Below are 12,133 nucleotides of genomic sequence, written 5' to 3' on the forward strand. Positions count from 1 at the left end.
GGCCGTGAGGTCGCCGGCCTTTAGCCCATCGCCGCCTTCACCGTCTCGACGAGCTGCTTCATCGTGAAGGGCTTGGGCAGGAAGTGGAATTCCTCGCCTTCCGGCAGGTTCTTGCGGAAGGCTTCCTCCGCATAGCCGGAGACGAAGACGACCTTGGTGTTCGGGTTGCGCTTGCGCAATTCGCCGAGCAGCGTCGGGCCGTCCATTTCCGGCATCACCACGTCGGAGACGACGAGATCGATCTTGCCGTCGTTCTGCAGGAAGAGGTCGAGCGCCTCGACGCCGGAGGCTGCCTCGTGGACGGTGTATCCGCGCGAGACCAGCATGCGGGCGTTGAGCGCGCGCACCGCGTCCTCGTCCTCGACCAGCAGGATGACGCCGGCGCCGGTATGGTCGGCGGCGAGCTTCTTCGGCGCCTCCTTGGCGGCGGCCTCGGCGGCGATCTCCTCCTGGCTCGGCATATGGCGCGGCAGGAAGATCTGGAAGGCCGTGCCCTTGCCGATGGTCGAGTCGACGAAGACGTAGCCGCCGGTCTGCTTGACGATGCCGTAGACCATGGAGAGGCCGAGACCGGTGCCCTTGCCGACCTCCTTGGTGGTGAAGAACGGCTCGAAGATCTTGTCGAGATGCTCCTGAGGGATGCCGGTGCCGGTATCCTCGACCTCCAGCAGCACGTAATCGTCGGCCGGCAGGGCCTCGTGGCCGAAGGAGGCGCAGTCCTCGCGGGCGACGTTGCGGGTGCGGACCGCGAGCTTGCCGCCGTCCGGCATAGCGTCGCGGGCGTTGACGGCGAGGTTGACGATGACCTGCTCGAGCTGGCCGAGATCGGCCTTGACCGGCCAGAGATCACGGCCCTGGCGAACGTCGAGCGTGACCTTGTCGGCAACGACGCGCTTCAGCATCAGCGAGAGGTCGGAAAGCACCTCGCCGAGCTCCAGCACCTGCGGGCGCAGCGTCTGGCGGCGCGAGAAGGCGAGGAGCTGCCGTACCAGCGCCGCGGCGCGGTAGGCATTCTGCTTGATCTGCATGATGTCCGGGAAGGACGGATCGGTCGGCCGGTGACTCGCCAGCAGGAACTCGGAGGCGTTGATGATGACCTGCAGCACGTTGTTGAAGTCGTGCGCGATGCCGCCGGCGAGCTGGCCGACCGCCTGCATCTTGCCGGCCTGGTCCATGTTGTCGCGCAGCTTGCGCTCGGCCGTGGTCTCCAGCGCATAGACGATGGCGCGCTCGCCGTCGCCGCCTTCGGTGCCGGCGACGGGCGTGAGGTAGAGCTTGGCCGAGCGGCCGTCCTCGCCGGCAAGCGCGAGGTCGAGCGGCGCGCCGCCCGAGCGTCCGGCGACCACCTCGGCCAGCGCCTCGTTGAGCCCGGCGCCGGAGGCGACAAGGTCGTGGATGGTGCGCGGCCTGAGGCCCGCCGGGATCAGGCGGGCGAAGGCGGCGTTGGAATGCAGGATCGCGCCGGCCTCGTCGACGGTGGCGATCGCCATCGGCGTCGAATGGAAGAAGCGGGCGAAGCGGACTTCGGCATCGCTGCCGCCATCGGCCCCGGCCTCGCCGGCCGTGCGGTTGAGCACGAGGGTGCGCGAGGGGCCGGCGCGGCCGTCCTGCCCGAAGGCGACCTGATGGTGCAGGCGCACGGGCAGGGGGGCGCCGTTGCGGCGCTTCAGGTCGACATCGAGCACCTCGACGCGGACATCGCCGGGCTGGCCGCGGATCGCCTGGATCAGGGCGGCGGCGGAGGAGGTGCAGACGTCCTCGAGATGCAGGCCGCCCGAGCCGAAGCGGGCGAGGTCGAAATCGAGCCAGCCGGAAAGGGTGGCGTTGAGATAAGAGATCTCGCCATCGGCATCGATCGAGATGAAGCCGGCCGGCGCGTGGTCGAGATAGTCGATCGCGTGCTGGAGCTCCTGGAAGGCGTTTTCCTGGCGCTCGCGCTCGGGCGTGATGTCGGAGACCGACCAGATCGTCGCGGTCGTGGCCTCGCGGCGCACCGGCGAGACGCGGACGCGGTACCAGCCGACCTCGCCGCGCTCGTTCAGGGCGGGCTCGAGGCGGACCTCCTCGACGAGGCGACGATGCTCGCGGGCGGCGGTGGCGAGCCGGTAGATCGCTTCCGAGACATCGGCGCGGCCGGTCAGCAGGCGGCCGACCGGCTTCAGGTCATTGGCGCCGGTGGCGCCCGCCAGCGCGAGATAGGCCTCGTTGGCATAGACGATTTCGTTCTCGCTCTCGGTCACGACGATGCCATCGTCGGCGCGGTCGACGATCGCCTTGGTCAGGTCGTTGCGGGCGGCGCGGCCGGAAAACTGCACGAGGCCGATGGCGAAGGCGAAGAGGCCGAAGACGCCGACGACCGAGAGGATGGCGAGCAGGCCGAGAATCAGGGGCTGCGCCCATTCATTGGCGAGGAAGCCGAGCGCGATCGCCGCGCCCACCAGCACGCCCGCGACCAGCAGGATGATGCCGATATGGCCGGGCTTGTCGGAGCGATCGATCGTGTTGGTCGCCGTGGTGCCGCTCATTGCGGTGGAGTCCGTTCCCTTGCGGCCGCGCGGAAACCGGCGGCCAAGCTTCCTTCGCATCCCTGCCGAGTTAGGCGCGCCGGCCCTTCAGGCGCAAGACGTATCCGATGACTTCGGCGACAGCCTGATAGTGTTCGACAGGAATTTCTTCGTCGATGCCGACCGTGGCGTGGAGCGCGCGCGCGAGCGGCGGGTTCTCGACGATCGGCACGCGGTGTTCGCCGGCGACCTCGCGGATCTTCAGGGCTATCGCATCGACGCCCTTGGCGAGGCAGAGCGGCGCTGCCATGCCGGGCTCGTATTGCAGGGCTACGGCGAAGTGGGTCGGGTTGGTGATGATCACGGTGGCCTTGGGCACCGCCGCCATCATGCGCTTGCCGACGCGTTGGGCGCGGATCTGGCGCAGCTTCGCCTTGACCTCGGGATTGCCTTCCGAGTTCTTGAACTCGTCCTTCATCTGCTGCTTGGTCATCTTCTGGCGCTGGTACCAGGAGAAGCGTTGCCAGCCGAAATCGCCGATGGCGATGATCGCGAAGAGGGCGAGGACCGCGCCCATCAGCTGGATCGCGAGCGAGAGCGTCGCCGGCATCAGCGCCTCGACGCCCATCTGGGCGAAGCCTTCGAGCCGGTCATGCTGGCCCCAGAGCGTGAGCCAGACGACGATGCCGATCAGGGCGGTCTTGGCGAGGCCCTTGGCGAAGTTGACCCAGGCCTCCTTGCCGAAGAGCCGCTTGGCGCCGGCCATCGGCGAGATGCGGTCGAACTTCGGCATCAGCGGCTCGAAGGTCCAGAGCGGCTTGTGCTGGAGCATCGCGCCGGCAAGGCCCGCGCAGAGAATGAAGGCGAAGGGCAGGCCGAGCGCCATGAAGCCAGTCAGCACGCCGCGCTGCGTGATCTGCATGAAGGAGGCGCCATCGGAGGGGACCTGGTGCGCGTTCATCAGGAAGGAGCGCAGCGACAGCATCGCCTCACGGGAGGACCAGCCGGCGGCGACCAGCAGGGAGAGCGTGAAGCCGCAGAGCACGAAGAAGGTCCCGATCTCCTGCGATCTGGGGACGTCGCCTTTCTCGGTGGCTTCGTCCAGCTTTCGCTGGGTCGGGTCTTCTGTTTTGTCTTCCTTGTCGGCTTCCTCGGACATTGCAGCCTCAGCCTGTGAACTGACGGAGGAAGGCGCCGAGATCGTCGATGAAGACGCTCATCATCACGCCGAGCACGACGAGCAGGACGAGCATGCCGCCCATGATCGAGGCCGGCACGGCGAGGAAGAACACCTGCAGTTGCGGCATCATCCGCGCGAGGACGCCGAGGCCGAGATTGAACAGCAGACCGAAGACGAGGAAGGGCGCCGAGATCTGGATCGCGAGCGCGAAGCCGCGCGCCGTGGAGCGGATGGCGAGCGCCATCGTATCCGTCAGGTCGACGGCGCCACCCGGCGGCAGCAGGCGGTAGCTTTCATGGATCGCTGCTATGGCGATGTGGTGCAGGTCCGTGGTCAGGATCAGCGTGATGCCGAGCATCGTCAGGAAGTTGCCGATCGAGGGATTCTGCATGCCGCCGGTCGGGTCGACCGTCATGGCGAAGCCCAGCCCCATGGTCTGGGCGACGAGCGTGCCGGCGGTCTGCAGGCAGGCCATGACCAGCCGGGCGCAGAGCCCGATGACGAGGCCGACCAGCAATTCGCCGATCAGCAGGGCGACGACGCCGGAGACGTCGCCGGGCAGGCGCAGCGAGGGCCGGGCGATCGGCACGATCATCAGGGCGATGAAGAAGGCGAGCGAAAGCCGCGCCCGTGAGAAGATGAAGCGTTCGCCGATGCCGGGCATCAGCATGACGAGCGTGCCGACCCGCGCGAAGACGAGCACGAAAAGGGCGCTGATCTCTGGCAGGATCGCGATCTGCATCGTGCCGCGGGCACCTTCACGCCAAGGTGTGGGCCGCGGCGCCGCGCCGGCCAAGGCCGGCAGCAGGCGCGACGGGCTCATCCGCCCGTGGCGATTCGGGCGGCGACTCGCCCCATATAACCCGCCAGCGCGTCTCCCATGAACGGGAGAAACAGCAGCAGCGCGGCAAAGACGGCGACGATCTTCGGCACGAAGACCAGCGTCTGTTCCTGGATCTGGGTCAGTGCCTGGATTAGCGAGACGATGAGGCCGACCGCGAGCGCGATCACCATCAGCGGGCCGCCGACCTTGAGAAAGACGACGATGCCGTCGCGGGCGATGTCGAGAATGGCTCCGGAAGTCATGATCTTTATCCGATCCTGAGGCCGTCAGACCGGCATCCGCATGATTTCCTCATAGGCCGCGATGACGCGGTCGCGCACCGCGACCAGCGTTTCGATCGCGGCCTCGCTTTCGGCCACCGCCGTCACGACATTGACGATGTCGGCCCGGCCGCCCGCGACGCTCGCGGTCTGGGCATCTGCCTTGCGCCCGGCATCCGCCGTCGCATCGAGAGCTTTGCCGAGCAGGGCCGAGAAATCCGGCCCCCCGGCTTCGGCGCCGCCCGTGGCGAGCGGCTTGCGCATCAGATTGCCGGCACCCATCCCCTGGATGTTGGCGTAGGCGCCCGCGGCGAAACCCGGAGTGGCCATGATGGTCTAGTCCCCTTCTGGAGCCGCGTGCTTTAGGCGCGCAGGATGTCGATGGTGCGCTGGATCATCCGGCGCGTCGAAGAGATCAGGTTGAGATTGGCTTCGTAGCTGCGCTGGGCCTCGCGCATGTCGACCATCTCGACCAATGAATTCACGTTCGGCATCTGCACGTTGCCACTGGCGTCTGCGGCCGGGTTGCCGGGCTCGTGCTTGACCTTGAAGGCGCTCTGGTCGCGCTGGACCTTGCCGAGCGCGACGAGCTGGGCGTCGAGCGTGCGGTCGAAATGGCGCTGGAAGGTCGGGACCTTGCGGCGATAGGGCTCGGCGCCGGCGCGTTCCGGGCCCGAATCGGCATTGGCGATGTTCTCGGAGATGACGCGCATGCGCCCGGACTGGCTGCGCAGGCCGGAGGCGGCGACGGCGATGCTCTTGATCAGGTCCATGATCAGCGGCCTTTCCCGATCGCGATCTTCATCAGGCCGAGGCCCTTGCTGTAGAGCGAGGCTGCGAGCTGATAGTCGGACTGGTTCTGTGCGACCTTGAGCATCTCGTCCTCGAGATTGACCGCGTTGCCGTTGGGCGTGGTTTCGAAACGCGGGGCGCCGGTGCCGTTGAAGCCGCCATTGGCGGTGTTCAAGCTCATATGGCCGGCGCTGGTGAGGGCGACAGCCACGCCGGCGCGAGCCGGATCGGCGCTCGGCGGCTTCAGATCGACCGGGCGGAAGCCGGGGCTGTCGGCATTGGCGACGTTCTCGGCGAGCACTTTCTGGCGCGACTGCTGGTAATGCATGCGCGTCTTCAGCGCCTGCATCAGGCCGCCGCCGACGCTGAATCCGTCGTTCGCCATGGCTCCAGCTCCCCGTTATCGCCGCCGGCGAGGCGGGACTACTGGGCAAATCCTGCCGGGTGCATGGTTAATATCCGGTTAAAGGGGCGGGTTTTCGCGGGTGTGATTAACCACGCGTTCACCATGTTTCCCGATAGCGAAAGCGTTATGCTATAGCCAAGGTGTTGAACAATGGGCGGGACTTAACGGCCGTCCGGGCCGCCGTGGCGTTAAGAGGCATACCTTGCAGAGCTTGTTCGGATTGGAACTTACGACCCCGCAGAGGGCGATTGTCGCGATCATCGTCGTTCTCGTGCTTCTCGCGCTGCTCGGCCTGTTCGTGCGGCAGATCAAGGGCGGGCGGCTCAGGCTGCGTGGCCAGGCCGGGGGCAGGCAGCGCCAGCCCCGGCTCGGTGTCGTCGACACCTACGACCTCGACCGCCAGCGCCAGCTCGTGCTGATCCGGCGTGACAATATCGAGCATCTGCTGATGATCGGCGGTGCGTCCGATGTCGTGGTCGAGACGAACATCCTGCGCAGCGGCGGCCGTGCCGCGCCGCCGACCCATGTCGACACCGCCGCGACGGACCGGCCGCTGCCGCCGTTCGAGACGCTAGTTCCGCCGAGCGAGCCTGCCTTGCGGGCTGGGGAGGAGGCACGCCGCGCCGGCTATCCCGAAGGGCCGGAGCTGCTGCCGCCGCTGCCGACCCGCCCGGTTTCCGTGCCCGTCGAGCCGCCTGCGCCGATTTCTGCGACCACGGCCGCGACCGCGGGTGTCGCCGCCGCTCTCGGCGTCGCTGCCGCGGCCGAGGCGGTTGCGGCCCCTGCCAAGCCAGCCGCTCCGGCCATGCCGGTGCCCCCGGTCATGACCGGGCCGGCGCCGAGCTTCGCCCGCGAGCATGCACCGCAGCCGGCCGTCAGCGCCGGCGAGCTCGACGACATGACGCGTCAGCTAGAAGAGGCGCTGAAGCGGCCCTTCTCTGCCGTGCGTCCGGCCAATCTCGGCAGCGAGGCGCCTGCTGCGAGCGCTGCGCCGATTGTCGAGCTGCCCGCGCCCGTCGAGAAATTCGCGCCTGCGCCCATCGTCGAGGAGGAGCCGGAACCGGTGGAGGCGGTCGCGCCTCACATCGAACCGCAGGCTCCTGAACCGGAGATCGTAGCCGAGCCCGTCGTGGCGCCGGCCCCGGTTGCTCCGCCGCGCCAGAAGCCGATTCCGAGCGATGTCGAGGCCGAGCTTGCTGCCGCGCTTGGGCTTTCGCTGGATCGCCCCCTTTCGAAGGCACCGGAGCCGAAGCTGTTCGAACCCAAGCCGGCCGAGATCCATCATCCGGAGCCGTCGGAGCCGGAGCCGGAGCCGACCCCGGATCCCGTGCCCGAGCCGATCGTCGACGAGCCCGCTTTCGTCGAGCCGGCGCCTGCCGCGATCGTGGAAGAGCCGGCGCCGGTCGAAGCTCCCAAGCCGCAGCCCGAGCCCGAAAAGCCGGCCGAGCCCGCGACCAAGGAGATCGATCCCTTCTCTGTGGACGCGATCGAAGCCGAGTTCGCCCGGCTGCTTGGCCGGGATCCCAAGGCCAAGTCCTGAGTCAGTAGCGCACGGCCTGAGCGCCTTCGGGCGGCGGGCCATCAACAGGATTGTCGGCTCTCCAGCCTTATGACGCCGCGCACCGGTTGCGTGGCGTTTTCGCGTGGCTAGCTTCAGGCGCACCCGATCGGTTGAGTCGGGCAGTGGCGGCGCGCGTGAAGGTCATCGGCGGACGAGCGAGACGGTTTCGAGGCGGGCGTGCCCTAGCGGCGGCCGCGCTGCTGCTTGTGCTCCAGAGCGTGCCGGCAATGCCGCAGACACTGTCGCTCGACCTCGGGCAGGGCGGCGGCGTGGCGGAGCGGGCGCTCCAGCTCATCGCCGTGATCACGGTGCTGTCGCTGGCGCCGTCCATCCTGATCATGGTGACGTCGTTCACCCGGATCGTGGTCGTGCTGTCGCTGCTGCGCTCGGCATTGGGCACGCAGACCGCGCCACCCAATGCCGTGATCCTCGGACTGTCCCTGTTCCTGACCGGATTCGTGATGGCGCCGACCTTGCGCGAGGCCTACACGACGGCGGTCCAGCCGCTGGTCGCCGGGCAGATCCAGCCGCAGGAGGCCTATAATCGCGGCGTCGTGCCCTTCAAGACCTTCATGCTCAGGCATGTCCGCGAGAAGGACCTGGCGCTGTTCCTCGACATGTCGCAGGGGCCGCGTCCGCAGACGCAGCAGGATATCGGTGTCGAGGTGCTGATCCCGGCCTTCATGATCTCGGAACTGCGCCGCGCCTTCGAGATCGGCTTCCTGCTGTTCGTGCCCTTCCTGATCATCGACCTCGTCGTGGCCTCGATCCTGATGTCGGTGGGCATGATGATGCTGCCGCCGGTGACGGTGGCGCTGCCGTTCAAGCTGATCTTCTTCGTGCTGGTCGACGGCTGGGGGCTTGTCGCGGGCTCGCTGGTGAAGAGCTACGGCAGCGGGTAGATGGGGTAAGTCTCATCGCTTTTTCGCGGCGTAGTAGACTTGTGAGCGTTCGCGCTTGCTGACGGCAACGACCACGACCGTGATCCGCTCGTCCTCGACGCGATAGACCAGCCGATAGCTCGCGGCGCGCAATTTGATCTTGTAATAATCCGGCAGGCCATGAAGCGCGTCGGCCGGCACTCGGGGATGCGTCAGTCGCTCGCCGAGCTTTTTCTTGAACTGCTCCCGCAACGTCGCGCCGAGCTTGTCCCATTCCTTCCGCGCGGATGGCAGGAATTCGAGCTTATAGCTCATCGAGACCGACCGGCTCGCCCTTTTCGCCGGCCCGCGCCCGGACGATCTCGATGAGAACCTGATCGTCGAGCGCATCGACCAGCGCCTCATAAGTGTCGGCCGGCACCATATAGGCCATGACGCGATTGTGATTCAGGATCGCGACCGGATTGCCTCGCGCGCCGTCGACCACCGCGGTGGGATTCTTCTTGAGATCGGAGACGCTGACGGCGATCTCGGCTTCGACACGCTGCATGGTTTTTCCTTATTCGATCCTGAAATAAGGTGTGATTTCAGGTCTGAATTAAGGTCGATATAGCGTATCGTCTCCGAGGCTGCCAGATGCTGTTCAGCCCACGACCACCCGGCCGCGCTGGATGCGCAGGCTGAGCGAGCCGTCCTTGAGCGCCAATGCCTTCTCGCCGAAGACGCTGCGGCGCCAGCCCTGCAGGGCCGGGACCTGGGCGAGGTCGTCGGAGGCGATCGCCTCGAGATCGTCGGTCGAGGCGATGATCTTGGGCGCGACGCGCTCGGCATCCGCCACCGCCTTGAGCAGGACCTTGAGCAGGTCGAGCACCGCGGCATTGGTCGGACGGCCGCGCTCGCGCTCCAGCCGGGGCAGGGTCTTGGGATCGAGGGCGGCGGCGCGCTCGATCGCGGCCAGAACCTCGGCGCCGTTGCGCGAGCGCTCGAAGCCGTTGGGGACGGAGCGCAATTCGGCGAGCGCCTCGACCGAGCGCGGGCCGCGCTGGACGATATCCATCAGCGCATCGTCCTTGAGCACGCGCTGGCGCGGCACGTCGCGGGTCTGCGCCTCGCGCTCGCGCCAGGCGGCGATCTCCATCAGGTTCGGAAGCTCGCGCGGCTTGCGGATGCGGCCTTTGAGGCGCTGCCAGGCATTCTCCGGCTTGACCTCGTAGGTCGCGGGCGAGGTCAGTACGGACATCTCCTCAGCCACCCAGTTCTCGCGGCCGGTGGCATCGAGATCGGCCTTCAAGGCGAGATAGATGTCGCGCAGATGCGTGACGTCCGATTCGGCGTAGGACAGCTGCGCCTCCGTCAGCGGGCGGCGAGACCAGTCGGTGAAGCGCGAGGACTTGTCGATGCGCGCCTTGGCGAGGTCGTTGGCGAGCTGCTCGTAGCCGACCGAGTCGCCATAACCGCAGACCATGGCCGCGACCTGCGTGTCGAAGAGCGGGGTCGGCAGCACGCGCCCGAGAAGCCAGACGATTTCCAGGTCCTGCCGGGCGGCGTGGAAGACCTTGACCACGTTCTCGTTGACCATCAGCCCGAAGAACGGGGTGAGGTCGAGATCGGGCGAAAGCGGGTCGACCAGTACCGCCTCGTCCGGCGAGGCGATCTGGATCAGGCACAGCTTGGGGTAATAGGTGGTCTCGCGCAGGAACTCGGTGTCGACCGTGACGAAAGGATGGGTCGCGAGGCGATCGCAGGCGGCGGAGAGCGCGGCGGTATCGGAAATCAGATGCATGATGTCGTCGTCTTAGCAGAGAGAGCCGCAGGATGTCGCGGGCGTTCTTGACATTTCGGGCGCGCGCGTGTGGTTAGCCCCAAGCTGTGGCTGGCGCTTCGCGCCGGCCACCGACGCATTTCCGAAAGACTGAGCCCGTGACCCTGCATCGCTATCGTTCCCATACCTGTGGCGCGCTCCGTGACAGCGACATCGGCCAGAATGTCCGCCTCTCCGGCTGGTGCCATCGCATCCGCGACCATGGCGGCGTGCTCTTCATCGACCTGCGCGACCATTACGGCATGACGCAGGTCGTCATCGACCCCGATTCGCCGGCTTTCGCCGAGGCCGAGACGCTGCGCTCGGAATGGGTCGTGCGCATCGACGGCAAGGTCAAGGCCCGCCTCGCCGGCACCGAGAACGCCAACCTGCCGACCGGTGCGGTCGAGGTCTTCGCGACGGCGATCGAAGTGCTCGGCCCTTCGGCCGAATTGCCGCTGCCGGTCTTCGGCGACCTCGAATATCCCGAGGATACCCGCCTCAAGTACCGCTTCCTCGACCTGCGTCGCGAGAAGCTGCACAACAACATCATGCTGCGCACCAAGGTCATCGACTCGATGCGCCGCCGCATGAAGGATTCGGGCTTCTCCGAGTTCCAGACGCCGATCCTGACCGCGTCCTCGCCGGAAGGCGCGCGCGACTTCCTGGTGCCGAGCCGCCTGCATGCCGGCAAATTCTACGCGCTGCCGCAGGCGCCGCAGCAGTACAAGCAGCTTCTGATGATGGCGGGCTTCGACCGCTACTTCCAGATCGCGCCCTGCTTCCGCGACGAGGATCCGCGCGCCGACCGTCTGCCGGGCGAGTTCTACCAGCTCGACGTCGAGATGAGCTTCGTCGAGCAGGAAGACGTCTTCGCGACGATGGAACCGGTCATTACCGGCGTGTTCGAGGAGTTCGCCGAGGGCAAGAAAGTCGCGCGCAACTGGCCGCGCATTCCCTATGCCGAAGCCATCGCCAAATACGGCTCCGACAAGCCGGACCTGCGCAACCCGCTCATCATGCAGGACATCTCCGAGCATTTCCGCGGCTCGGGCTTCAAGGTCTTCGCGCGCATCCTCGAAGGCGAGAAGAACCGCGTCTGGGCGATCCCTGCGCCGGGCGGCGGCAGCAGAGCCTTCTGCGACCGGATGAACTCCTGGGCGCAGGGCGAGGGGCAGCCGGGCCTCGGCTACCTGATGGTCAAGGAAGACGGCGAGGGCCAGGGGCCGATCGCCAACAACATCGGACCTGAGCGCGTCGCCGCGATCATCAAGCAGATGGGACTCAAGGGCGGCGATGCCTGCTTCTTCGTCGCGGGCGATCCGGACAAGTTCTACAAATTCGCCGGCAGCGCCCGGAACAAGGTCGGTTCCGAACTCGGGCTGATCGACGAGAACGCCTATGCCTTCGCCTGGATCGTCGACTTCCCGATGTTCGAGTACAACGAGGACGAGAAGAAGGTCGATTTCTCGCACAACCCCTTCTCGATGCCGCAGGGCGGCCTGAAGGCGCTGACCGAGGAAGATCCGCTCTCGCTCAAGGCCTTCCAGTACGACATCGCCTGCAACGGCTTCGAGCTGGCCTCCGGCGGCATCCGCAACCACCGCCCCGAAGCGATGGTGAAAGCCTTCGAGATCGCCGGCTATGGCGAGGAGACGGTGATCGAGCGCTTCGGCGGCATGTATCGCGCGTTCCAGTACGGCGCTCCGCCACATGGCGGCATGGCGGCGGGCGTGGACCGCATCATCATGCTGCTGGCCGGCGCGACGAACCTGCGCGAGGTCGCGCTGTTCCCGATGAACCAGCAGGCCGTCGACCTCTTGATGGGGGCACCGGCCGAGGCGACGCCGAAGCAGCTGCGCGAGGCGCATCTGCGGATCAACGCTCCCGAGAAGAACGGCTGA

13 protein-coding genes are annotated in these 12,133 nt (G+C 67.0%); 3 read left to right on the top strand and 10 right to left on the bottom strand.

Going from position 1 to position 12,133, the window contains the following annotated elements:
* Nucleotides 1–20: 20 nt before the first annotated feature.
* From cckA to flgB, 7 genes are all read right to left on the bottom strand, one after another.
* Nucleotides 21–2,525 carry a cell cycle histidine kinase CckA gene (cckA, locus tag AC6RIC_RS10725; RefSeq protein ID WP_499736155.1) on the bottom strand — a complete coding sequence of 835 codons (2,505 nt, stop codon included), beginning with the start codon at nucleotides 2,523–2,525 and terminating at the stop codon, nucleotides 21–23.
* Between the two features lie 70 nt (nucleotides 2,526–2,595).
* Complete coding sequence (gene flhB, locus AC6RIC_RS10730) at nucleotides 2,596–3,663, bottom strand: flagellar biosynthesis protein FlhB (RefSeq protein ID WP_499736156.1); 1,068 nt, start codon at nucleotides 3,661–3,663, stop codon at nucleotides 2,596–2,598.
* A gap of 7 nt (nucleotides 3,664–3,670) precedes the next feature.
* Complete coding sequence (gene fliR / locus AC6RIC_RS10735; RefSeq protein ID WP_499736586.1) at nucleotides 3,671–4,426, bottom strand: flagellar biosynthetic protein FliR; 756 nt, start codon at nucleotides 4,424–4,426, stop codon at nucleotides 3,671–3,673.
* 77 nt (nucleotides 4,427–4,503) lie between these two features.
* Nucleotides 4,504–4,770, bottom strand: coding sequence for a flagellar biosynthesis protein FliQ (gene fliQ / locus AC6RIC_RS10740; protein ID WP_047578234.1), 267 nt, complete (start codon nucleotides 4,768–4,770; stop codon nucleotides 4,504–4,506).
* A gap of 24 nt (nucleotides 4,771–4,794) precedes the next feature.
* Entirely contained in the window at nucleotides 4,795–5,118 is a 324-nt protein-coding gene (fliE, locus tag AC6RIC_RS10745) for a flagellar hook-basal body complex protein FliE (protein WP_454656332.1), read from the bottom strand.
* Nucleotides 5,119–5,150: 32 nt separating this feature from the next.
* Entirely contained in the window at nucleotides 5,151–5,561 is a 411-nt protein-coding gene (gene flgC, locus AC6RIC_RS10750; RefSeq protein ID WP_499736157.1) for a flagellar basal body rod protein FlgC, read from the bottom strand.
* A gap of 2 nt (nucleotides 5,562–5,563) precedes the next feature.
* Complete coding sequence (flgB, locus tag AC6RIC_RS10755; RefSeq protein ID WP_499736158.1) at nucleotides 5,564–5,965, bottom strand: flagellar basal body rod protein FlgB; 402 nt, start codon at nucleotides 5,963–5,965, stop codon at nucleotides 5,564–5,566.
* Nucleotides 5,966–6,206: 241 nt separating this feature from the next.
* On the opposite strand from flgB, the gene AC6RIC_RS10760 reads away from it, so the two are divergent.
* Both AC6RIC_RS10760 and fliP read left to right on the top strand, forming a co-directional pair.
* Nucleotides 6,207–7,526, top strand: a complete 1,320-nt coding sequence (locus AC6RIC_RS10760; RefSeq protein WP_499736159.1) for a hypothetical protein — start codon at nucleotides 6,207–6,209, stop codon at nucleotides 7,524–7,526.
* 155 nt (nucleotides 7,527–7,681) lie between these two features.
* On the top strand, nucleotides 7,682–8,449 hold the full coding sequence (gene fliP / locus AC6RIC_RS10765; RefSeq protein WP_499736587.1) for a flagellar type III secretion system pore protein FliP: 768 nt from the start codon (nucleotides 7,682–7,684) through the stop codon (nucleotides 8,447–8,449).
* A 12-nt stretch (nucleotides 8,450–8,461) separates the two neighbouring features.
* Here the strand turns inward: fliP and AC6RIC_RS10770 are convergent, their stop codons facing one another.
* The 3 genes from AC6RIC_RS10770 to rnd form a co-directional block, all read right to left on the bottom strand.
* Nucleotides 8,462–8,743 (bottom strand): type II toxin-antitoxin system RelE family toxin, encoded by a 282-nt coding sequence (locus AC6RIC_RS10770; protein ID WP_499736160.1) that lies wholly within the window; start codon nucleotides 8,741–8,743, stop codon nucleotides 8,462–8,464.
* Complete coding sequence (locus tag AC6RIC_RS10775; RefSeq protein ID WP_499736161.1) at nucleotides 8,733–8,978, bottom strand: type II toxin-antitoxin system Phd/YefM family antitoxin; 246 nt, start codon at nucleotides 8,976–8,978, stop codon at nucleotides 8,733–8,735. Before AC6RIC_RS10775 ends, AC6RIC_RS10770 begins: the two co-directional genes overlap by 11 nt.
* A gap of 93 nt (nucleotides 8,979–9,071) precedes the next feature.
* Nucleotides 9,072–10,211: a ribonuclease D gene (gene rnd / locus AC6RIC_RS10780; protein WP_454656337.1), complete on the bottom strand. Its 1,140-nt coding sequence runs from the start codon at nucleotides 10,209–10,211 to the stop codon at nucleotides 9,072–9,074.
* 143 nt (nucleotides 10,212–10,354) lie between these two features.
* Here rnd and aspS point away from each other — a divergent pair, with 143 nt between their 5' ends.
* The gene (gene aspS / locus AC6RIC_RS10785) at nucleotides 10,355–12,133 is read left to right on the top strand and encodes an aspartate--tRNA ligase (protein WP_454658973.1); all 1,779 of its coding nucleotides are present in this window, start codon (nucleotides 10,355–10,357) and stop codon (nucleotides 12,131–12,133) included.

The organism is Allobosea sp. TBD101 (genome assembly GCF_059817965.1).